This is a genomic window from Bacteroidota bacterium, assembly GCA_018266755.1.
Taxonomy (GTDB): Bacteria; Bacteroidota; Ignavibacteria; order Palsa-1295; family Palsa-1295; genus JAFDZW01.
Map to the genome: position 1 here is coordinate 1,749,421 of JAFDZW010000005.1, position 22,444 is coordinate 1,771,864.

Annotated in this window: 19 protein-coding genes; 11 read left to right on the top strand and 8 right to left on the bottom strand. The window is 55.8% G+C overall.

Features of this window, described 5'->3' with window-relative positions:
• Positions 1-9: 9 nt before the first annotated feature.
• From JSS75_12120 to JSS75_12165, 10 genes are all read left to right on the top strand, one after another.
• Positions 10-654 carry a hypothetical protein gene (locus JSS75_12120; protein ID MBS1904444.1) on the top strand — a complete coding sequence of 215 codons (645 nt, stop codon included), beginning with the start codon at positions 10-12 and terminating at the stop codon, positions 652-654.
• A 67-nt stretch (positions 655-721) separates the two neighbouring features.
• A complete protein-coding gene (locus tag JSS75_12125) occupies positions 722-2,857 on the top strand; it encodes an OmpA family protein (GenBank protein ID MBS1904445.1) in 2,136 nt (711 codons plus the stop codon).
• Between the two features lie 228 nt (positions 2,858-3,085).
• Positions 3,086-7,078 (top strand): hypothetical protein, encoded by a 3,993-nt coding sequence (locus tag JSS75_12130; GenBank protein ID MBS1904446.1) that lies wholly within the window; start codon positions 3,086-3,088, stop codon positions 7,076-7,078.
• Positions 7,079-7,123: 45 nt separating this feature from the next.
• Positions 7,124-8,092 (top strand): isoaspartyl peptidase/L-asparaginase, encoded by a 969-nt coding sequence (locus tag JSS75_12135; protein ID MBS1904447.1) that lies wholly within the window; start codon positions 7,124-7,126, stop codon positions 8,090-8,092.
• A complete protein-coding gene (locus JSS75_12140) occupies positions 8,089-8,826 on the top strand; it encodes an SDR family oxidoreductase (GenBank protein MBS1904448.1) in 738 nt (245 codons plus the stop codon). Before JSS75_12135 ends, JSS75_12140 begins: the two co-directional genes overlap by 4 nt.
• 3 nt (positions 8,827-8,829) lie before the next feature.
• Positions 8,830-9,447, top strand: a complete 618-nt coding sequence (locus JSS75_12145; protein ID MBS1904449.1) for a carboxymuconolactone decarboxylase family protein — start codon at positions 8,830-8,832, stop codon at positions 9,445-9,447.
• Between the two features lie 47 nt (positions 9,448-9,494).
• The gene (locus JSS75_12150) at positions 9,495-10,727 is read left to right on the top strand and encodes a hypothetical protein (GenBank protein MBS1904450.1); all 1,233 of its coding nucleotides are present in this window, start codon (positions 9,495-9,497) and stop codon (positions 10,725-10,727) included.
• A gap of 3 nt (positions 10,728-10,730) precedes the next feature.
• Entirely contained in the window at positions 10,731-11,636 is a 906-nt protein-coding gene (locus JSS75_12155; protein ID MBS1904451.1) for a proline dehydrogenase family protein, read from the top strand.
• A gap of 3 nt (positions 11,637-11,639) precedes the next feature.
• Entirely contained in the window at positions 11,640-12,026 is a 387-nt protein-coding gene (locus tag JSS75_12160; protein ID MBS1904452.1) for a DUF2203 domain-containing protein, read from the top strand.
• 62 nt (positions 12,027-12,088) lie between these two features.
• Positions 12,089-12,952 carry a c-type cytochrome gene (locus JSS75_12165; protein ID MBS1904453.1) on the top strand — a complete coding sequence of 288 codons (864 nt, stop codon included), beginning with the start codon at positions 12,089-12,091 and terminating at the stop codon, positions 12,950-12,952.
• 147 nt (positions 12,953-13,099) lie between these two features.
• Here the strand turns inward: JSS75_12165 and JSS75_12170 are convergent, their stop codons facing one another.
• The 5 genes from JSS75_12170 to JSS75_12190 form a co-directional block, all read right to left on the bottom strand.
• On the bottom strand, positions 13,100-13,900 hold the full coding sequence (locus JSS75_12170; protein MBS1904454.1) for an enoyl-CoA hydratase/isomerase family protein: 801 nt from the start codon (positions 13,898-13,900) through the stop codon (positions 13,100-13,102).
• A 70-nt stretch (positions 13,901-13,970) separates the two neighbouring features.
• On the bottom strand, positions 13,971-14,954 hold the full coding sequence (gene lpxD, locus JSS75_12175) for a UDP-3-O-(3-hydroxymyristoyl)glucosamine N-acyltransferase (GenBank protein MBS1904455.1): 984 nt from the start codon (positions 14,952-14,954) through the stop codon (positions 13,971-13,973).
• Positions 14,955-14,990: 36 nt separating this feature from the next.
• Positions 14,991-15,704 carry an OmpH family outer membrane protein gene (locus JSS75_12180; protein ID MBS1904456.1) on the bottom strand — a complete coding sequence of 238 codons (714 nt, stop codon included), beginning with the start codon at positions 15,702-15,704 and terminating at the stop codon, positions 14,991-14,993.
• 126 nt (positions 15,705-15,830) lie between these two features.
• Positions 15,831-16,331: an OmpH family outer membrane protein gene (locus JSS75_12185; protein ID MBS1904457.1), complete on the bottom strand. Its 501-nt coding sequence runs from the start codon at positions 16,329-16,331 to the stop codon at positions 15,831-15,833.
• Between the two features lie 131 nt (positions 16,332-16,462).
• Positions 16,463-17,920 carry a cysteine--tRNA ligase gene (locus JSS75_12190; protein ID MBS1904458.1) on the bottom strand — a complete coding sequence of 486 codons (1,458 nt, stop codon included), beginning with the start codon at positions 17,918-17,920 and terminating at the stop codon, positions 16,463-16,465.
• A gap of 228 nt (positions 17,921-18,148) precedes the next feature.
• Here JSS75_12190 and JSS75_12195 point away from each other — a divergent pair, with 228 nt between their 5' ends.
• Positions 18,149-18,391, top strand: coding sequence for a hypothetical protein (locus JSS75_12195; protein MBS1904459.1), 243 nt, complete (start codon positions 18,149-18,151; stop codon positions 18,389-18,391).
• 203 nt (positions 18,392-18,594) lie between these two features.
• Here JSS75_12195 and JSS75_12200 read toward each other — a convergent pair whose 3' ends face one another.
• From JSS75_12200 to JSS75_12210, 3 genes are all read right to left on the bottom strand, one after another.
• A complete protein-coding gene (locus tag JSS75_12200) occupies positions 18,595-18,951 on the bottom strand; it encodes a hypothetical protein (protein ID MBS1904460.1) in 357 nt (118 codons plus the stop codon).
• Positions 18,952-19,082: 131 nt separating this feature from the next.
• Positions 19,083-20,408 carry an MFS transporter gene (locus JSS75_12205; GenBank protein MBS1904461.1) on the bottom strand — a complete coding sequence of 442 codons (1,326 nt, stop codon included), beginning with the start codon at positions 20,406-20,408 and terminating at the stop codon, positions 19,083-19,085.
• Positions 20,409-20,529: 121 nt separating this feature from the next.
• Complete coding sequence (locus JSS75_12210; protein MBS1904462.1) at positions 20,530-22,401, bottom strand: hypothetical protein; 1,872 nt, start codon at positions 22,399-22,401, stop codon at positions 20,530-20,532.
• Between the last annotated feature and the right edge of the window lie 43 nt (positions 22,402-22,444).

The window sequence follows — 22,444 nt, forward strand, 5'->3', positions numbered from 1 at the left end:
AAACAACGTATGAATGTACACGAACAGATCAGTTCGTTCATCGACAACGAACTATCGCACGAACAGGAACAAGACTTCCTGATCTCGCTTGCATCGAACGATGCAACGCGGAAAACCTTCCGCAGCGAGCTCGTGCTCAAGAATATCATCCATCGCGATGAGGTCCTGACGTCGCCGTCGCGCGATCTGCGCCCGGCTGTGCTTGCCACGATCGGCATCGGTGTTGCCGCCGCTGCAACCGCCGAATCGGCCAATGCTGCGACTGCCGCAACCGTTGCCAAATCGTCTGCACTCAAGGCCCTCTTTGCGACAAAGCTCAACGCGCTTGTGACGACATCGATGATCGTTGCGTCCGCGCTCGGAGGCTATGGTGTCCGTAGCTACGTTGCGTCGAACCATCCGGCCCCGGTCGCCAAGCAGCCGATCGTCAACACTACACATGTCACTCCGGCCACCACGCCTACTACCATCGAACTCCAGGCGCCGGAAGTGAACAATACGCCAGCCGATCTCGGAAGCGCCCCTGCACAAGCCACTGCAACTCGCACGACAGCGAAGAAGACTGTTGTGACGCCGATGCAGGACAAGACGACCGACCAGATCACGACCGTTGGCTCGGCACCAGTGAAAATCGATCTGCCAAAGAAAAAGTAAGTAAGAAGAAGTAGGAATAGTAATTCCCTCTGTGGTACGTCTTCTGTAGCCATTTCGGTAACACGGAATGTTGTTTGCAGAAGACGTATTTTTATATGCGCTGCTTGTTACACTACGCACGGTGCAGAACCCCACACGATACCGTTTTGCTACAACCCTTCTTCTGTCGTGGCTTTTGCTTGCGGGGTCGACGTATGCCTTTTCGGTGCGCGACAGCATTGCCTACCGTGATACGACCATCTACAACACCCGCATCGTCGCGCATCTTCCGATTAGTCTGACACTCGCAGGAGGAGCCGGATTTGTCCGATATAGCGACAATGCATCCCTCATGCCGCCCTCGATCTCCGGCGGCTGCGATACGTTTACCCGAGGAAGCGGTACGCCGCTGTATATCGCTGCCGGAGTGTTGCTCCCGCTCTCGAACGAGATTCAGCTCCATCCGACACTTGCATGTCGTTCTCTCGCTGCCGATCATGTCTTTGGCCAGTTCGCGCCTGCCGTTGCCGATACCGGCGGCGGATCTCGTACCGTACGTTCGATCCAATTCGATCATACCATCAGCGCCGCAACGAAGATGCTCTCCGTCGATCTGCTGCTGCGGTGGCAGCCGACCGAACGCGTAATACTTGAAGGGGGGCCGACGGTCGGTCTGTTTTTCGATCAGTCGTTCACAAAGACGATACACCGCGTGACCCCGGGAGCATTGCTCGATTCGGTTGAGGCAAGCGGTTCACTTCCGAACGCTCAGACGATCGTGCCAGCCGTCATACTCCGCGCTGGGTATGAAGTCCCACTCTCGCATACCCTCTTCGCAATGCCGAATGTCGCAGCGTTACTTCCGCTCGGAGGGACGACCGACTACTTCAAGTTCTACTCGATCGAGGCAGGAGTATCCTTTCGATTCCAATTGTCGTCACACGCCGATACGATTCGCGAAGCGCATACCGAGCGTGTTCCGGTTCATATCGAGATCCCGGAGCCGCCGCATGTCAAGCCATTTGCTGTTGGCATCGAAGCGTTTGCCGATGGCCCGAACGGATTGCGCGAACAGGTCGCCCGTTTGGAAGTCCGCGAGGTTAAGGCCCGTAATGCATTTCCGCTGCTCAACTATATTTTCTTCGACAGCTCCGACGCGTCCATCCCGGCGCGATATGTACGTTATAAAAGCCCCGACGATGCGGCCCGAAATTTCCGTGGCTCGATGGAGCGGCGCGGCGAACGTACGAGCGAACTCTACCTTGAAACGCTTAATATTATTGGCGACCGATTGAAGCGTATGCCACAACTGACGATCAAACTCGTCGGCTCCACATCGAACATCGGTGCGGAAGCAGATAACGCACCGCTCGGCAAACGGCGTGCAGAAGCCGTTCGCGACTATTTGGTGCGGATCTGGGGCATCGAACCGTCACGCATCGCTGTTGTCGGCCGGACATTGCCGGAAAAACCCAGCCCAAGCGGGACGCCGCTCGGTCAGGCCGAGAACCGTCGTGTTGAGATCCTCTCGAGCGACGACAGGTTGACGGATCCGCTCTATGTCACCAACATCGAGCATACGGCGAATCCGCCGCAGTTGCATGTTGTCCCAACGTGGCCGGAGGCCGATACGAACGTCGATTATCACATCTCGATCCGCATCGGCGGACAAGAGATCCAACGCTTCGACGGAAATTCCGAACAAGCAAACACACAGACGAAAGACTGGACGATCACCGAGGAAGCGCTTAGCTCGGGTGCGGATTCGCTCGAGATCCGACTTGACGCAAATACGCAAACTGGTAACGCGGGCTCGGCACGAACGGCGATCAAACTCGAACAGCATCGTATCGAGCTCAACGAAGAACAGAAGCTCGATCGATTCAGTCTGATCCTCTTCAACTTCGACGAATCCTCTCTAACGCAAAAGAACGAGCGTATTCTTGGCCTCGTTGCCGATGCGCTCAAACGCATCAAGCCCCGGCGTGTGATCATTCGTGGGTATACCGACGAGATGGGTGACGACGAACACAATCTGAAACTCAGCACCGAACGTGCCACTGCCGCAGCGGACCGTCTGCGAAGCGAACTCCGAAAGCGCGGAGCCGAGTTACCCGCCGGCACAATTATCGAAGGCCGCGGTTCGCACGAACAACTCTACGACAACTCGTTCCCCGAAGGCCGATTCCTCTCGCGCACGGTGATGGTGACGATCGAGCGGTGAGTCGCTAGCCACTGCAGTAGGTAGCGGCTCGGTTTGAATAGATTAAGAAGATGTCATTCTGAGCAACTCAAAGAATCTCTGCGGGGAGACCATACTACGTTTCAACGAGGGATTCTTCGCTTCGCTCAGAATGACAATATAATCCTAATATAGTCAACGTTACACCACTACCCCACCGAGTGAACTCTTATCATTCACCTGACATATAAGATACGGGTATTTAGGCAATTGAAACGACTCATCATATATCGTCTTGCGCTCGTCGCAGTGCTTGTGCTTGCACTCGTGTGCAGTGCATCCGCACAGCAGATCCGTGTTGCTCGCATACAACCCGATGCGATCGCGACGAATATGACGATGGCGATGGAAATTCTCGCGCCGGCTGCAGATACCGGTGCGTTCGGCGCCGATGGCATCTATTTGCCTGACGAGCGTCTGCAGTATCTCAACGCTGCCGATAGCGTGCATGTGATCTTCGGTCCAGTATGCGTCTCATGGCACGGGCGCGTGATGCAGGTACCGATCATGGCGCCGCGCATCGCAGGGACGGCAAACCAAGGCTCGATCGGATTCGTCGTAACAGTCGGAAACCGACGCAGCTCGCCGCAGCAGCTATCGTTGGTGCAGCCCCAATCCACGCTCAGTCTGGTCGGTTCGGGTGTTATCGGGTCCAGCGGGCTCGGTACTCTTACGCATGGCAACACGCTTGTCGTCGATTCGCTCGATCTTTCCGGCACGAACGGTCCGCCATTCGATGCCTTTAGCATTGACACCGAAAACCCCGATAGCGGCAGTGCGAACCCGCGCTATCATCCGATAACGATTCTGGCGCTGCGCGGCGTAACGATCGACAACGTACAACTTTCGGTCTCAGCCAACGGCCTCAATGGCGGTCCGGGTGGCGGTGGTGGCGGCGGCGGTTTTTCCTCCAGCGGCGGTGCAGGCTATACAGGCGGCGGAAGCGATACCTCGACGAGCAGCGTCAATGCAGGCTCGGGCTCCGGACCGACACAAGGCTTTGGCGGGGCATCGAGCACCGGTGTGCTCGGTGGTGCGAGCAGCGGGACGAACTCGGACAATCCCGATCAAGGCGCCGGCGGTGGCACAGGATGCCCGTATGGTTCGAGCGGAGTGTATAGCAGCGGCAATTCTCCTTCGGAAGCCGGTGGATTTGGCGGCGCATCGGCAGGTGGAGAACTGCCGGGTATCGCCTATGGAGGAGGGGGTGGTGGATTTGCTCTCGATGGCGAATCGGGCGCCGGAGTTGGAAAGAATAACGGGCATGCATACGGCGGAAGATTTCTGATTCCGATGATGGGTGGCTCCGGCGGAGGAGCGGGCAACGCGCAACAGGGCTCCGATTCCACAACAGGCTCCGGTGGCGGCGGCGGCGGTGCAGTCACGATCGTATCGTTTGGTGCGATCACGTTGAACAACTCAATGATCTCGGCACGCGGTGCAAGGGGAACATCCGGCACACTTACGAAAGAGGCGGGTGGCGGCGGTGGCTCGGGAGGAAGCATGTATCTGGCCGCGCGGCACAGTGTCATCTTGAATTCAGCGACGGTCGCCACCGACGGTGGAGTCGGTGGGTTGGGAGGGATCATCGGCGACACGAACTCCGTAGCACTCAACGGTGGCAATGGCAGTATCGGCAGACTACGATTTGACGGCCGTTATAACGATACATGCTCGGCCTGTCACTTGGTCGGCGCCGTTTCGTCCGGTCTAGTCCTGATTCCAACCGACTCGCAATTACATGGCCCGACGAACATCATCGGCGGCATCAGCGGAAGCAAACGCGATCTGCTCGATTCGATCCGAGTGTTCTATCGAAATCATCACAGTCCGTGGCAAGTACTCGATACCGTGCGAGACACCGCAGGGACTCAGCCACTATGGAATGCGCGCTTACCGCTCGGACATGATTCGCTTCTGTTTGTTGTCGTGTACGAAAAGGTAAGCGCTCCGCATACCGATCCTGCGGATGCGGAGCCCGAATGGTTAACCGGCCACTTGGCATCTGCAGCTGTGCGGGTCGTCCCGACACCGCATCCCGTTGCACATACCGATACACTCGATCTTGGCTGCATCTTACTGAGCGATTCGGTGAGTGCCCCGCTGTTTCTGACGAATCTCGGCGAGGCCGCATTCATCGTGCAGAGCACGATTCTGACAGACCCGACGCATTTTGCAATCGTCCGCGACACCTCGCGCTTCGACGGGTACGTCACTGATAGTCTTGTCATCCGATACACTCCGCACACCGGTCCTCGCAAAGACACTGCGATTCTTCAGCTGATTTCCGAGAACGATACCGTCACCGTCGTTTTGATCGGTTGTGCAATCGATAAGGACGAACGGGTCGTGCTCTCGAAGCGCGCGCTCGATTTCGGTCGAGTGCACGTCGGCGACTGTCCTGAGCAAACGTTCACCGTGAAGTCGGTCGGCTCTGATCCTGTGCTCGTGCATTGCGCGGGTCTCGTTAACCCACCGTTCTCCGTCGTCTCGCCGACGAAGGACACATTGCTGCATTCGCCGGACTCACTGAAGATCAGGATCCGTTACTGTCCAACCGATTCCGGAGTCGTTCATGCGTCGTTCGTACTGACCGATCGCCGCGATTCGATCAATGTCAATGGCGTCGGCACAGTCCGCATATTACGGCCGGAATCGAGTGTCGCCGGGAGCATACTCTGTTCGAATGCCTGCGATAGTGTGCGGCTCGTACTCCATTCCGATGGCAACGATCCGGTTCGCCTCGACGGCATCAGCGGCGCGACCATCCTTTCGCCTCGTCTGCCAATGACGATCCCCGCCCGCACGGATACCGAGATCGTCGTTCGCTATTGCAATCTTGGCACAGCGGCGGATACCATTCGGCTCGCATCAAACGCCGACACTACTTCGGAAGCCGTCATTCTGTTTACACCTCGTTCGATCGCATTTGCGATTGACGGAAGAACATCCTTCGGACCGCTCTGTCTGACGCAATCCGATAGTGCAACGCTGTCGATCGTCAGCACGGCAAGCGGCACCTTGCAGTTCGACTCGGTGCATCTACCGATCGCGCCGTTCATCATCAGCGGCGCAACGAGTGGTAACGACTCGCTGGGCTTCAGCATTCGATTCATCCCCACATCGTCTGGTCAGAGTACAGATAGTATGGTTGTGTTTGCCCACAGCGGCACATGCGATACGGTGCTGACGCTTCATTTCACGGGCAGCGCTCATGATGTCGTCACACTTTATTCTTCCTCGACGCTTGATTTCGGATCGGTCGATAGCGGTTCGTGTCGTGACACGACGCTTCTTGTCTCGCTTGCCTGCGGTGTCGATACCATTTCGATCGGCGGTGTAAATGCACCGTTCACACTGATCGACCCTTCTGACGGAACGATCATCCTGAAACAAGATTCTACCGCAACGATCCGTCTGCGCTATTGCCCGACACGTCCGGGACGCGACTCGCTCGTGATCACAGCGCACGATATCAATGGCAGCACACCAATCACGCTTGTTGGAAGTGCTGCAGCACTGCAACTTCGACCACAACTGCATTTTACACTCGCGCATATCGCTGTGCAAGCAGGGGTACCGTTCACGTACCGGATTTCGATCGACACCGCAGCGAATGCGCAGGGTCTCGACTCGATCTATGCAGTGCTTACGTACGACCCGATGCTGCTGGAAGCGAATTCAATCTCTTCTCCCGTCTGGACTGTCAGCGGTTCGGAACGCAAGCCTGGCGAGTTCGAGATCTTCGCTCATGGCGCGTCTCTGCTAACGAATGGATTATTTGCGAATGTAGAGATGATGCCGTTCTACGCGTTAAAGAACACATCGACGATCGATCTGACGAACATCGAGACGTTCGCCTCCGGCACCGCCACTACAACGCCGGGTGACGTTACGGTTGCCGACTGTTCGAATCTTTCTGGCACGATCATTGTCACCGGACCATACAGCATCGACCGTTTGTATGCGAACCCCGTCTCTTCGTTGCTCGATCTCGATGTAACAACAGGCGCAACGGGCGCGATTGACGTGCGGGTATATGACCTCACGGGTGCCGCCGCGCTTCGCTCTCGCACGAGCGAGCTCGCTCGCGGGAAGCATCGCATCTCGATTGATGTTTCTTCGTTGCCGAACGGCGTCTATCGTGTAATGCTCGAAAGCCTCGGCTGGCGCGAAGGTGCGACGTTCATCGTGCAGCATTAACGTATTCGGCATATCGTAGTATTCAACTCTATCCAAACCCGATCAGTGATCGCTCTCTCAACCTGGAAGCACGGCGTTGAGCCGAATCGTATCATATACGACACACTCACTCGCGGCGGTTCCGCATTAGACGGCGTCGAGGCCGGCGCCCGTCATTGCGAGGCCGATATCACGTGCATGTCCGTCGGCAAAGGCGGATTACCCGACGAGCTCGGCATCGTCACGCTCGATGCCTCCATCATGGACCACGACGGCAGTTGCGGATCGGTCGCATTCGTGCGAAGTTATCTGCATCCGGTCAGTATTGCACGCCGCGTGATGGAAAAGACTTCGCACGTCATGCTCGCCGGCGCCGGTGCGGAACGCTTCGCAGAAGAAGAGGAGATGGAACGCGACGAGTTGCTGACGGCTGCAGCGAAGACCCTCTACGAAACGTGGCGACGCGCGCCGGCGGGTCTTTCCGTACGGCTTCGTCGCTCGCAAGAAAGCGAAAACGAATATGTCTTCGAGTACGAAGAGAACGGGGTACGCAAAGAGCTTGACCGTGCGAAGCTTGGGGCAAACGAGTCGCACGATACCATCGGCCTGATCGCGCGCGACGCATCCGGTCGGCTTGCCGGCGCATGCACGACATCGGGTCTTGCATTCAAGAAGCACGGCCGTGTCGGCGATTCGCCGATCATCGGCGCCGGGCTCTTCGTCGATGGCGAGGTCGCAGCAGCCGTTGCAACGGGGAACGGAGAGCTCGTCATGCGCGCGTGTTCGAGCTTTCACATTGTCGAGCAGATCCGTCAAGGGGTCGAACCCATTCAGGCAATGAACGTCGCCCTCGACCGTATCCGACGTGACAAGCACTTGACCGACGATATGCAAATCGGTCTCCTTACCATTCGCGCCGACGGCGCCTGGGCCGCCGGAAGTCTGCGAGAAGGCTTCCAGTTTGTCGTCGCGTCGACCGACACCCCGAATACCCTCTACCAGTGCATCGGCACTTCATACCAACCGGCCGCATGAACATTCTCATTACCGGTGCCAGCCGCGGTATCGGCCGTGCGATCGCCATCGAACTTGCGAGGGCCGGATATCGTGTTGCGCTCGTCGCGCGCAATGAAGAAGCGTTGGTCGCTGTCGCACGCGAGAGCGAGCACGAAGGCGGCATCGCCATCCCGTTCGTCTGCGACATAACCGACTCCGAACGCGTCGGTGCGTTACGTGACCACGTCACAGCATCGCTCGGTACACTCGATGTTCTTATCAATAATGCGGGCGTGGCTCCGTCGCTCAAGGTAGAGGATACTACCGATCTGCAATGGCACAGTGCATTTGCGACGAATGTCGATGCGGCATTCTATTTGACTCGGGCATTTGCTGCCGACCTGAAGTCATCACGTGAAGGTCGCATTATTAATATTGCTTCGACCGCCGCGCTCGAAGGCTTTGCATATACGGCCGCCTACACCGCATCGAAGCATGCACTGCTCGGCTTTGCGCGAGCCATTGCAAAGGAGTTCGCTCGAAGCGGAGTCACTGTCACGACAATTTGTCCGGGCTTTGTGCGAACCGATATTCTCGAAGAGAGCATCGCGAACATTGTCACTAAGACGGGCAAAACACGCGCGGAAGCCGAAGCACAGCTCGGCGCAATGAACCGAAGCGGCTCGATCATCGAGCCGGAAGCCGTCGCGCATGAGGTACTGGCTGCCCTCGCATTCGCATCTAATCCGAACGGGTACGAAATTATTCTGTGACCGATGTTCCAGGATCCGACCCGCGCACTGATTGAAGTATCGACCCTTGCCGTCCGGCCGGAGCTCAGGACCGAACTTACGGCTGTACTTTCCGATATCAAAGCGAACGACCGGGCTTCGTTCAACGAGCTATATGAAGTATTACTCCAATCCTATCTCTTCGCCGGCTTTCCTGCTGCGCTCGAAGGAGTACGAGCTCTCGAACGTACATTCGGCGTTCCACCGGAGCGTATCATTGAAGAAGAGCCCCATGCCATCGCAACAGAATACGAACAGTTCTTTGCCCGAGGAGACGCTCTCTACCAGATCGTCTACGGTAAGAATGCTCCGCGCGTGCGCGAAGAAATGATTCGGCTGAGTCCGGAGCTTGCCGCATGGGCCATGATCGAAGGGTATGGCAAAACACTCTCGCGTTCGGGGCTCCCGACGAACACTCGCGAGCTATGCATCGTCGCGCAACTCACTCAGCTCGGCTGGGATCGCCAGCTCTATTCCCATATCCTCGGGGCGCGCAATACCGGGTCGTCTGTCGAAGCGATTCGCGAAGCTGCACGGATCGGCGCCCACGGGAACGAAGCGCTCCGTGCACGGGCCGAACAACTCCTCGAAAAACTTGTTTAAATATCGCTTCGGAGCGATTGATGCTTCGAAGCCATTACTCACGATCGATGCTTCAGAAGCGAGGGTACACCGCGTTCGTCCTGCTGTGCATAGTTGCGCTTGCATCCTGTGCACGACGATCCGATGACGTTCCGCCGGCACGTTCGTCGGCAACGTTCGGATTCGACGGCTCGCACCACTTGCCGCCAACGGGTCAACCGACAACCGCTACTACCCTCTCGCTTCCCGCCCCCTATGCTCCGACCTCCGCCCCGCTCGCACTCAATACGAATGACACTGAGATCTTTGCCATCGCCCAGGATCGCATCATTGTGATCGGGAGTCAGAAGTCGGCCCGAATCCTTGCGCGATCGACCGACTCGACCGCGATCACCGAACTGCTCTGCGATACGGCAAATATCTATGCAATCCACCTCAACGGCACGATCGAGCGCTTTGCACCTGATGGCTCCGTGGTGTGGCATACGTCGGTTCATAGCATGCCTCATCTCGGAGCAGTGATCCATTCCGGTTCGATCGTGGTATCGAACGACTCCGAGATCGTCGCATGTGGCGTTGCTAACGGGTCGCAGAAATGGAAATATCACAGTGCACTGGTCCCTGTTTCCCTTGCCATCGAGCCGAAGACCGGCACGCTCTATGCTGCCCTCAGCGCAAATGACCCATCGAGTACCGACAGCATTCTCTCGTTCGATGCAGCCGGCACGGTTACTGCCCGATCGGGATTTGCACGAACGCGTATCACCTCGAATCTTTCACTCTGTGGCACGAATGGTATTCTCTTCGGCTCGCTCTCACCTTCCGATGATAAGAGCGAGTCACGTGTCGCCCACCTGACTTTCTGGACGGGTATCGGCAGCGCCGCGAAGCAGTCGTGGATGCATACACTACCCTATATCGTAAGCGCTGTCGCCAACGACGGCGAGACCGTCGTCGCGAGCGGGTTCCGCGAGACGGCCGGCGACCTTGTTAGTGGCGTCGATGCGTTTCGCACCTCGGATTCGACAACACTCTGGCAGCGGAGATTCAGCTACCCTGCCGTTACCCCGGTGTCTTTGGCGCGCGGCTTTGCATACATCCCGTTTACGTTCACGACGAAGGCAACGGTCCCAACCAAGACCATCCTCGTCACGCTCGACCTCGGCGACGGCAAGACCGCCTCCGAGCTCGGCGTTCCGAATGCCGAGACTGGTTTTGTTCAAGGTGTCGGGGCACCCATTGGCGGCATGCTTGCATATGCCGACCGTACCGCGGCACGCATCTACTTTCTCAAACCGTAACGAATGAACGCGTTCAATAAGCTGATCGCCGGGATGCTCCCGGTCATCCCGAAACCGATCGTCCGAAAAGTCAGCGCTCGCTATATTGCAGGCGTCAATATTACCGATGCCGTTCGGACCATCAAGGCGCTCAATGCCGAAGGCGCGATGGCAACGGTGGACGTCCTCGGAGAATATATCAAGGTGCTTGACGAGGCGACCGTCAATGCGAATTACTCCATGAAGGTACTCGATGCGATCAATACGGAGAAGGTCGATGCGAATCTGTCGATCAAACTCACATCGATTGGTCTTGGGCTCGATGTTGCCGAATGTGAGAGGAACGTTCGGCGCATCCTCGAAGCATCGCGCACGCATGGTGGCATCTTTGTGCGCATCGATATGGAGGATTCGAACTACACAGAGAAAACCATCTCGATGTATGAACGCCTCCGGAAGGACTACCCGAATGTCGGCCTCGTCCTTCAGGCATATTTGCGCCGTACGGAATCCGATATCAAACGCCTGCTCGACGGCGGACAGACGAATCTTCGGCTCTGCAAGGGTATCTATATCGAACATGAGTCCATTGCGTTCAAAGATCGGGAGGAAATCCGGGCGAACTATCTCAAGTGTCTGGACCAGATTATTTCCGGCGGCGGCTATGTCGGGATCGCAACACATGACGACTATCTGACCGCGAATGCCGAGAGGATCGTGAAGCAGCACAACCTCACGCGAGAACAATACGAATTTCAGATGTTGCTTGGTGTTCGCGAACCGTTGCGCCGATCGCTGATCGCCTCGGGCCACCGGTTGCGTGTGTATGTCCCCTTCGGCAAAGATTGGTACGGATATTCCGTCCGCCGACTCAAAGAAAACCCGAGCGTCGCAGGGTATATCGTCAAGGCAATGTTCACCGGCAAATAAGCGATGCACTACGAAAAGCACTTTACGCTTGCCGAGGCCAGAGATGCACTGACCGTGGTCGTCCCGATGTTGCAGGAGATCGTCGACTTAAAACAGAAGCTCACTGCCAAAGGGTACGATGTCTATCGTCATCAATACCTCGGCGGCTCGGGACCGAACGGGCAGAAGTTCTTCCCCGACGAGATGGAGTATCTTGTCACGCTCGTCCAAAAAATCCATTCGATGACCATCGAGATCAAAGACCTCGAGACCGGACTCATCGACTTTCCCCACCTGCGCACGAACGGCGAAGAAGTCTATCTCTGTTACAGGCTCGGCGAGCCGTCGATCGTTGCGTGGCACACCATCGAGGGAGGCTTCGGTGCACGACGCTCGCTGGAGGAATTGTAACAGACGCCTCGCGCAGACATCGCAAATTTACTAACACGAGTAGTATAACCAATATGACACGTATGAACCGTTTCCTTCCACTTGCATCGTTCGCTGTCGCTGCGATGCTCATTGGTATCTTCAGCAGTTGCGCAAAGCAAGAAGACAAGGCGCCACAATCGGCCGAACAAAAAGTCGAGAACGCCATGCAAGGCCAACAACAGGCTGCGCAGAGCGCCGACACCTCGAAGAGCGGGACCACCATGACGCTCAGCGACAAGGCGAAGAAAGGACAAGCAATCTTCTATAATACGTCGTTCGGCAAGTTCAAGGCATCGTGTGCGATGTGCCATAGCGACGGGACAGACCGAACAAAGGACGGAAAGACTCGCGCCGGTCATACGCTTGCCGGCGTGACGTCGCGTACTACGACATGGAACGGCATGTTCAAAACTGCCGATCTGAAGAAGGATGCCTACGGCGCGCGTCTCTGTGCGTCGGGCTTCCTCGAACGTGGTGATGGCGACATGGCAAAGGCACTGAGCGCTGACGAAGCCGATGCGCTCAATGAGTACTTCGCTGCCATTGCCGATGCACCCGGCGCGATCAAGAAGAACCTCACGATCCAGTGGGTGCTCAAGCCGGTCTTCAGCGAAGACCAGCAACTTGACGAGAAGCTGACAAAGCCTGCCGTCAAAGCTATTATGAAACTACCGGGAGATCCGGCAAAGGGACAGACAGTGTGGCAGGGAACATGCGTCACATGTCATGACCTACAGCAGAAGAAAGTCGGGCCGTCGATGGCTGAAGCTGCGAAGGATATGAACTACGTCGCGCAGAGCATTCGGTGCGGCTCGATGGCAATGCCCTTCTTCGCAAAAGATATTCTCAGCGATCAGCAGATCGCCGACGTGATCGCATACGTACAAAGCTCGATCAAGAAATAAGCACTCGTGACCACATATCACAGTGTATGCTGAGTAGATAGACTCAGTGTCTTGAAAAAAAAAGCACACGATCAATGTCGTGTGCTTTTTTATGCAAAGTAATTCGGTAGTCTGGGAGGGGCACACTACAGTATGTCCCTCAGGTGGTTATTTCCCCACGAACTGTGCTTTACGCTTTTCGAGGAATGCTGTCGTGCCTTCGTGGAAATCGGCGGAGGTTGTGAGTGCTCCGAAGCGTTCTGCTTCACGACCAAGTCCTTCATCGATCGATTCATCGATTCCTTCTACGATACAATCGAGTGCTGCACTGACCGCCAGCGGCGCTTTCGAGGCAATGGTTGCAGCCATTTGATTGGCCGTTGTGATCAGTTCGCCAAGCGGCACGACCCGCGCTACCATTCCCTGCTCCAACGCTTCGCGAGCATCCATCTGGCGACCGGTCAGGATAAGATCGGTCGCGAGTGTACGTCCCAGAATTCGTGTCAGGCGTTGCGTACCGCCATAGCCTGGAATAATACCGAGGTTAACTTCCGGCTGGCCGAACTTTGCGTTCTCCGAGCAGATGCGAATGTGACAGGCAAGTGCAAGTTCGCTGCCGCCGCCAAGTGCAAATCCGTTCACTGCTGCGATGAACGGTTTCGGCGACGATTCGATCAGCGAAAACACCGACTGCCCTTTTTGTGCAAACTCTCGACCTTCTTCGGGATCGTTGAGGGCTGCAAGCTCACCGATATCCGCTCCGGCAACGAAGGCCTTCTCTCCTTTGCCCGTAACGATCACTACACGTACATCATCACGTTCGCGCAAGTCCGTAACCAAATGACGCAGATCGTCGAGTACCGCCGAGCTCAAGGCATTGAGCTTATCGGGACGATTGATCGTAATGGTTGCAACAAAGGCGTCGATGCTACATTCGATGGTCTTGTATTCTGCGATAGTGTTTGGCATGGATACGATTCAGAATTAATTTGTCGGTCTCTGCGAGCCGATCATGTGTACGTCGTTACCGGACGGTAAACTACTGTCCCAGTTTACGAAGTTTCTCTTCAAGCACGCGAACACGTTCGATGAGTTCGGGCAACAATCGTTTTGCCGCTTCTTCGCGAAAGGCGGTGCGAACTTCTTTTGCCGGAGCGCCGAAATACGTCCCGCTTCGCTCAATCGATTTCGATACACCGGATTGGGCAATGACCACGACATCCTCAGCCGTCGTGATATGGCCAACCATTCCCACTTGTCCGGCGATTTGATTTCGCTTGCCGATCTTGGCCGAACCGCTGATCCCCGTTTGTGCGGCAATGGCCGTGTACTCGCCAATCTCGACGTTATGTGCGATCTGAACAAGATTGTCGAGCTTGACGCCGCGTCGAAGAATCGTATCCGCCATTGCAGCGCGATCGATCGTACAGCAGGCGCCAATCTCGACATCGTCTTCGATTGATACGCCACCGAGCTGCGGCACTTTGAGATACGAGCCGTCGGCGTTACGCGCGTAACCGAACCCATCGTACCCGATTACGGTCCCTGGGCCGATCGCACACCGAGCACCGATACGCACGCCGTCATAGATCGTGCAGTTCGGATGCACGACGGTTCCCTCACCGATCGTGACATCGTGGGCGACGAACACATTCGCTCCGATGCGAGCCGAGTCGGCAATCGTAGCACTCGGATGAATGACAGCCGTCGGATGAATTCGTTCGGTAAAGATCGATGTGCGGGGATTGAAAATAGCGAGCGCTTTTGCAAATGCGATGTAGGGATCCGGTGCGCGCAACAACGCTGGCGCATGGTCGCCACCGACCACCAGATCGTTCGAGACGATCAGTGCACTCGCCGTTGTCGAATCCAAATACTTCTCGTAAGACGGATTCGCAATGAATGACAACGTACCGGGTGTCGCTTCGGTGATCGGACGCACGGCGCTGATCTCAATGTCTCGATCGGCACTGCCATCGTCGCAGACGGCACCAATCATTCTGGCAAGTTCGGCGAGCTTCATCGATACGTAATACGCTGTTGGTCGACCGACGGTCTCTTATTTAATCGGTGTATTGACCGGAGGATTCACCGGCGGAACACCCTGCGGCGGAGTGGTGATCACTTGTCCCGGCTGCGGGCGTGTTGGCGGTGGCATCCCGCCCGGCGGCATGTTCGGCGGCGGAGCGGGATTCGTACCGGGTTTCGAGTTCTTTAGGAGAGGGCTGAAGATATCGTTCGTTTCGATCCCGAGTTTCTTCGCGACTGCCGTGGTCAGGTCGAATTTTGCGTTGGTGTAGAGCAGTGCAAGCTCTTTGGCGCTCTTATCGAAGACGTAATCGTACTTGCCGTCAAGCGCCACTTCTTCGAGAGCCTTATTAAGTTTGTCGTACGCATTCTTCATGAGTGTTTCCTGCTGGGTATAGAGTTCGCCGTTTGGACCGAACTTCCCCTGACGAAAATTCTCGATGCGTTTCTTCAGGTCCGCGATATCGAACTCGGCCGCCGAGCGTTCGGCGTCGGACATGATGAGTTTCTTGCGGTCATAATCGTTCTGCTTGCGGGTAAGCTCACTTTGCATATCCGCAACTTCCTTATTCCACTGCGCCACGATCTGGTTCAAGTGCGACTCTGCGTCCGTCGCCTCGGGCATTTGCTTCAAGAGCTTCGTCGCATCGATATAGCCGATTCGTACCTGTGCGTCGGCAGAGCGCGGTGTACCGGCAACAGCAGCGAACACCAGGACAACCACTGCAAATATTATAGATCTCATACGTATACTTCCTTCGATAACGACTCATGCAAAACAAAAGCGCGTATGCTTCTTAGAAGCACACGCGCTTTGAAAAAATGCCCCAAAAATAGGGTTGAAGTTCGTACCTAGGCGGTGCGGAGAGGCTTACTTCAGGGCCTTCTGGACGTCTTCGGTCAGGTCGGTCACGCCATCGGCGACATACACGATCTGGCCTTTGTCGATCACGACTTCGACCTTCTTCTTCTTCGCGGCGCCCTCGACTGCTTTCTTGATCTTGTCGAGGATCGGCTTCAGGAGGTCGGCGCGCATCTTCATGATCTCGCCATCCTGCTGGTTGAACTTTGCGTTGTTGTACGCGTCGAGGTTCTGCTTCATCTGGTTCACCTCGGCCTGTGCCTTCTGTTTCGCATCTTCGGACATCGTGCTGGCGATCTTGCTATACCCATCGAACTTGTCCTGGGTAGCCTTGGCCATCATGGTCAGCGAATCCTGCCAGACTTTCGCCTGTGCATTGAGCTTCTCATTGGCCTTCTTGTAGTCGTCAAAGTTGGTCAGGACGGCATTGCCATCGACGACACCGATCTTTTGGGCAAACGTCTTCACAGTGCCAAGTGAGAGCACCATGGCGCAGGTGACTGCGAACATAACGAGTCGTTTTGCAGAGTGCATCTTCGAGTGTTCCTTCAAAAGTGAAAAACGATGTAACAGTATGGAAATTGACCCCTCAAAAGCGAAAAATAGGGGTAAAAGTTTCACGTTGTTCGGGCCGGAAACCGCTACGAGAGCTTCCAGCGGGTCCCTTCCTTCGAGTCCTCCAACACGATTCCGGCATCGGAAAGCGTGTTTCGGATCTCGTCAGAACGAGCAAAATCCTTGTTCGCTCGAGCTTCGGTACGCCAGCGGATGATTGTCTCCATGACGCTCGAAAGCGCAGCCTCTGATTTGGAGCCGGAGGTCGAACCTGCCGCTGAACCTACTGCCGGCACGATCCCGAGAATCCGGTCGGCAAGCTGATTCCATATATGGTAGAGCGACTCGAGATCTGCTGTGGGTACCCCGGAATTCAATGCTTCGTTCGTTTCGCGTGAAAGCTCGAATAGCGCTGCAACCGCTTTCGGCGTATTGAAGTCGTCGTTCATGCTTTCAATAAACTCCGACACCACAGGCCGTTGGCGTTCTTCGCTGGTGAGTTCGCGGGGAGCGAGCGGCCCGGTACGCGAACGCAGGTTATCGAACGTCGCCAGGAGCTTCTGGTACCCGGTCCCAGCCGCTTCGATGGCGTCGATCTTAAACTCAGTCGTACTGCGGTAATGTGACTGCAGCAGGAAGAAGCGCAGTGTCATCGGCGAGAAGTCCTTAAATAAGTCTCTCAGGAAGCTCGAGTTGCCGAGCGATTTACCCATCTTCTTGCCGTCCACGGTGACCATATTATGGTGCATCCAGTAGTGGACGAACGGCTTGCCTGTCGAGCTTTCGCTCTGGGCAATCTCGCACTCATGATGTGGAAATTGATTCTCGATGCCACCGCCGTGAATATCGATCGTCTGGCCAAGATACTTCATGCTCATCGCCGAACATTCGATGTGCCAGCCTGGGAAGCCTTCGCCCCACGGCGACGGCCAACGCATGATGTGGCCTTTCTCGGCAACTTTCCAGAGCGCAAAGTCCTGCGGGTTGCGTTTGTCGGAGCGAGTCTCGACCCGACCTGAGGCTTCCTGATCCTCGGTCTTTCGGCCCGAGAGCTTCCCGTAATCGGGATCCTTCTTTACATCGAAATAGACATTTCCGCCCGATTCGTAGGCAAACCCCTTCTCGATGAGGTCCTTGATCATTTCGATCTGCTCGACGATGTGTCCGGTCGCATGTGGCTCGATGTCGGGGGGTAGGACGTTCATCGCGGCCATATCCTCCCGAAACCTGCGGGTATAGTATTCTGCGACGGCCATCGGGTGCTTTTTGGCCTCGACGCTTTTCTTGACGAGCTTATCTTCACCCTCGTCGGCATCGTCGGTCAGGTGCCCTACGTCTGTAATATTCTGGACGTGGGTGACGGTATAGCCCAAGAAATCGAGGTATCTCCTTACTACATCAAAGGTTACATAGCTCTTGGCATGACCGATATGGGTATCGGAATAGACCGTCGGTCCGCAGACGTACATCCCGACATAGGGGTGGGCGATCGGATGAAAGGTCTCTTTCTGACGCGAGAGCGTATTATAGATCTGTAACGACATAGTCGGTATGCAACACCGCACCTTAGGCCTGTAGTTCGGGGGTGGGGTAGAGGGGAAAAACCAGGAAACGCTTTTTCAGATTTTTTTGTCTTAAGACCTCAAAATTAGTATATTTGTAGACAGATTGTTTTAATCCAGAAGTTGTACACAGCTCGTTCACTGAGTGTAAACGATGTGCGTGAGCGATGTATGGCGGTTTTTTCACCAATAACAAAAGAGGTAATTACAATGAGGCTTCGTAATATCCTTGTGCTTGCTGCTTTCACGGCTATGTCCGTGGGCATGATCTCGTGCGGTAAGAAGGCGGAAGAAGCGCCGAAGACCGACTCCACCATGACGGCTCCTGCTCCGGCCCCGGCTCCGGCCCCGGCCCCGGCTGCTGCTCCGGCTGCTGACACGTCCAAGAAGATGGACGCTTCTGCTCCGGCTGCAAAGCCCGAGGAGAAGAAGGACGAGATGAAGAAGAAGTAAGTTCTTTTTCTTTCACCTTTACGCGAAAAAGGCTCCGAGTGATCGGAGCCTTTTTCTTTTGGTGTCATACCGTTCGTTGTCATTCCGGAGCCGCCGTCAGGCGGGTGAGGAATCTGATCCGGCTGTGGGTAGAACATGACGAGCCATGCCGAAGCATACTGGCACCCCAGATTCCTCTTTTCGGTCGGAATGACAGATTACACTTATTTGATCACCGTCACGGCAACCGTATCGGTCCCATAGTATTGCCCGTTGACGACGATAAGGGTCTGGAGCGTATCGCCCGACATCTTCGAGCGATCAATTACTCGCACTGGTACGGCGACATTATCCATATATCCACTCGTATCCTTGAGAACGCCGTTTGGCGGAGTGACGACGACCGACCAATTGAACGGGCACGTACAGGTATGTGTGATCGACAGTGTCTTGACCGTATCGCCATGCTGGAAGACGAGCGACCTCGGAGAGACCACCATTTCATGGGAGACGTACTGCGTGGAATTGTCCGAACAACCGAACCACACCAACGCACCAAGGAGCAAGGTAAATCTGCGCATAACTATCCTTCTCGAGTATGATGCTCTACTACGATTAGAGAGTACGGTGTAGTTCCGGCGGTATGGGAGGTTGAATACTGTCACTGCGAATCCGACGACAGTCGGAATGACAAGTGCGGTGGTAAATATTGCTATGCCTCGAGCGCCTGCTTCATCATTTCCACCGAAATCGTCCCGCTCTCACTGCGAGCGGCAACAATGGATAACCGAGGGAATCGGCGTAGGAAATTGAACGTCACTGCCGCAACGATAAAGAGCACCGATGCATCGACCCACAGCGCCACACCCACACTATAGGAGTGCGTCAAGAAGCCCGCAAGCAAGCTGCCGAACGGAAAGAGGCCGGCAAATGCGAGCGAGTAGATACCCATCACCCGGCCGCGCAGTTCGTTCGGGACAAAGCGTTGGATCGTCGTATTTGCAGTGATGAAGAAGGTAATGATGCTCCATCCAGTCGTGCCGAGGAGTAAGAGCACCGGCAACTGTTCGCGGAACAGTGGGATGAGCGAGATCGAGACGATGAAGATGCCGATCGCTGTATAGATCGTATATCGAGGCCTCAACCGTTGGCCGAACGCCGCCTGCGTTAACGCTGCAAACAACGCACCCAGCCCGTTCGCCGATAGCAATGCGCCGTAGGTCGAGGCATCGCCGTGCAAGATGTCGACCGCGATGACCGGCAGATTCACGGTGTAGCTCCACGCGAAGAGCGTCATCGTAATGACGAGCGTCATGAGCGCACGGAAATTCGGGATGTTATAGAGATAGTCTACCCCTTCGCGCATCGCCTGCATTCGCGATACGTCTCGCGGCTTCTTCTCTCGCTCCGATGCCGGCAGACGCATCATCATCAGTCCGATGATCACCGCAAGGAAGGACACACCATTGAGGAAGAAGCACATCTCGATGGACACCGCACTGATGATCAGTGCACCAAGCGCCGGACCGATCAGACGCGCCGCGTTGAAGATCGCCGAATTGAGCGCGACGGCATTAGTCAGATCTTCGCGGCCTACCATGTCGACGACAAACGCCTGACGCGTCGGCAGATCGAACGCGACGATGACGCCGCTGAGCAGATTGATCAGACCGAACACCCAGACGGCCTTCATATCCATCCATACGAACGCCGCCAGTGCGATCGCCAACACGCCCATGAGCGACTGCGTCCAGATCAGAATGCGACGTTTGGAATATTCATCGGCGACGGTCCCGGCATACGCCCCAAGAAAGAGCACCGGCACCGCGCCGAGGAAGCTCATGATGCCGAGTGCGCGCGCGTCGTGCGTGATCTGATATACCAGCCACGAAAGCGCCGTGTTCTGTAGCCACGTGCCGATAAGCGAAATACACTGCCCGAAAAAGAACAGCCGGTAATTTCGGTGCCGGATAGCGCGGAACGTGATCCGAACGGCGTCGGTAAACTTATGGGTATATCGTATGGGTAATTCGAGCATTCGTGCTCTTCTTCTACGAACACATACAACACAGGTTACCGAGGAGAGATTGACAGATCCGACAAACGGAACTTGAGTATCCGGCTCTGCGCCTAGGGCCGAGCATCTACAACTGACATCATCAGTCTCGAACGCTCCCGCGTACCACGAGTTCTACATAACCACTCGCCGGTACATTCGGCACAGATACAGGAACGGCTTCAAGCTCGATACGAGCACGCGGATGGAGACCCTTTTCGGTGAGTTCGAGCAGTCGTTGCAGTACACGGCCGGACGACTGTCTGTCGCCTTCGGAAAGAGACCGTACCGAGATGATTGTCGAATCGGTCTGTCGCTCGATCAACCGCGACAATAGGAATGAACTCCAACTCTGGCTCCCATTGAGGCTGTCAGCCTGTACTATGTACCGTTCGGTTTGTGCTACAACGTGGGGCGCATCCGCAAGGGGTTCCAGTAGAACCAACGTATCGACAGCGGATGCCACGGTACCGACGGTATCAACAGCAATCAGTTGTGTGCTCAACATCTGCAAACCGCTGCCGATGCGAACATCAAGCGAATGTAGGTCAACAGGAGAACCGGAGCTGTTGGAGTATCGACCGATCAGCTTCGAGCTATCATAGACACTGACGTCCCAGCGTTGCACGCCGTGGTTCGAGGTGATGGACTTTCCGATCTCGATGTGTGGTAATCGCTGATGCACTTCCGTCCACTCATTCACTAACGGCGAAAGGAGCCGACCGCTCCCATCGAGCGTAGCCGTTTCGATTGCGCTCTCGTCGGGACTGGCCATCACCTGGATACGCGAAGCAGCGATCTTCCAGATCTCGGTAAAATAGGTTTTGATCCTCATCGCACGCTTGAGCGCAACCGACTTCCGTGTTGTCGAGCGGTAGGTGGCACGAACGAGTAATTTCTCCTGCGGCAGGTCACGAAGTCGGCTACCGATGATATTCAGGAGGTTCGCCTGACACGTGTGTAGGTCGGCACGATCCAATTGCGAGCTTTCAAATCGTTGCGCTTGATCGAGGCCAAGAAGCACAAGCCCACTCGGAAGCTCGGCGGAGTCATCCGAATATTCAATAGTCGGCGTGAGCACAAGATACCGGCGCGTCGTGCTATCGACGATCGAGGGCCGCACCGATCGGACGCTCACACCTCCGACTTCGAACGAGACTGATGCGGTGATCTGCGACAACGGCCTCGTGTCGACAACCGGCTTCTCGGTATGCACCGATGGTGCGGCAAGGTCGAAAAGCACCGATGTCGATAGGCCGGCGCTCAACGAGGGCTTTGCAAAACCGGCGGCTAAGAGCCCAAGATCCGTGCGAGCGAAAAGCTTGAGGTCCAAAGCCATGGTCTTCGAAAGCCCGAATCGGCTGCCGAACATAATCGGGATCCCAAAATGAAATCGTGATGTCGCGATTGATGCACCCGACGCAATGGTGTCGATCGCACCCTTGCCGGGGTAGTGGTTCGGTGTGGGCTGGATGATCTCCTTGACCTGGTCCAGACGTTCACTGATACGATAATGTGCCCATACCCCCGTGGCGAAATAGATCGAGGATGTCAATGAATAGGAGTAAGCGGCAGAAAACTCGATCCGGCTTTGCCTGGAGTAGATACGAAAGTCTTCCGCACTCAGTACTGTATCGCCGCCGGGCGCGAGGGTCTGCGAGGACGAGAACCATACCGATTTAAACTGCCCGCTCCCTGATGCAATACCGAGCGACCCAAGCAACCCGGAACTTACAGAAAACACAGACGGTGCGTCGAAGACACATTCGAGTGAGAACGAATTATCCCAAGACGTCCCGAGACCCGACGTCGAAAAGGTTTGGATCACCCCGAGACTTCGATCGAACGTGGTCGGCGACCCGTAGCTATACGATCCGCCTACACCGATGTAGATCGGGCCGGAATGCGGCTGTGCGTTCGCACTCGATCCGAGTATGAACGCACAGAGTAGAACAAGCCGTATGACAATCTTCACTTCGTGGGGGATGGTCGAAGCTTGGAATATACGGTTCCGGACA

Bases quoted from the DNA above. Each gene is read 5' to 3' on its own strand.
- JSS75_12120 (MBS1904444.1), top strand. From the start codon at position 10: ATGAATGTACACGAACAGATCAGTTCGTTCATCGACAACGAACTATCG.
- JSS75_12125 (MBS1904445.1), top strand. From the start codon at position 722: ATGTTGTTTGCAGAAGACGTATTTTTATATGCGCTGCTTGTTACACTA.
- JSS75_12140 (MBS1904448.1), top strand. From the start codon at position 8,089: ATGAACATTCTCATTACCGGTGCCAGCCGCGGTATCGGCCGTGCGATC.
- JSS75_12145 (MBS1904449.1), top strand. From the start codon at position 8,830: ATGTTCCAGGATCCGACCCGCGCACTGATTGAAGTATCGACCCTTGCC.
- JSS75_12150 (MBS1904450.1), top strand. From the start codon at position 9,495: ATGCTTCAGAAGCGAGGGTACACCGCGTTCGTCCTGCTGTGCATAGTT.
- JSS75_12155 (MBS1904451.1), top strand. From the start codon at position 10,731: ATGAACGCGTTCAATAAGCTGATCGCCGGGATGCTCCCGGTCATCCCG.
- JSS75_12160 (MBS1904452.1), top strand. From the start codon at position 11,640: ATGCACTACGAAAAGCACTTTACGCTTGCCGAGGCCAGAGATGCACTG.
- JSS75_12165 (MBS1904453.1), top strand. From the start codon at position 12,089: ATGAACCGTTTCCTTCCACTTGCATCGTTCGCTGTCGCTGCGATGCTC.
- JSS75_12170 (MBS1904454.1), bottom strand. From the start codon at position 13,900: ATGCCAAACACTATCGCAGAATACAAGACCATCGAATGTAGCATCGAC.
- lpxD (MBS1904455.1), bottom strand. From the start codon at position 14,954: ATGAAGCTCGCCGAACTTGCCAGAATGATTGGTGCCGTCTGCGACGAT.
- JSS75_12180 (MBS1904456.1), bottom strand. From the start codon at position 15,704: ATGAGATCTATAATATTTGCAGTGGTTGTCCTGGTGTTCGCTGCTGTT.
- JSS75_12185 (MBS1904457.1), bottom strand. From the start codon at position 16,331: ATGTTCGCAGTCACCTGCGCCATGGTGCTCTCACTTGGCACTGTGAAG.
- JSS75_12190 (MBS1904458.1), bottom strand. From the start codon at position 17,920: ATGTCGTTACAGATCTATAATACGCTCTCGCGTCAGAAAGAGACCTTT.
- JSS75_12195 (MBS1904459.1), top strand. From the start codon at position 18,149: ATGAGGCTTCGTAATATCCTTGTGCTTGCTGCTTTCACGGCTATGTCC.
- JSS75_12200 (MBS1904460.1), bottom strand. From the start codon at position 18,951: ATGCGCAGATTTACCTTGCTCCTTGGTGCGTTGGTGTGGTTCGGTTGT.
- JSS75_12205 (MBS1904461.1), bottom strand. From the start codon at position 20,408: ATGCTCGAATTACCCATACGATATACCCATAAGTTTACCGACGCCGTT.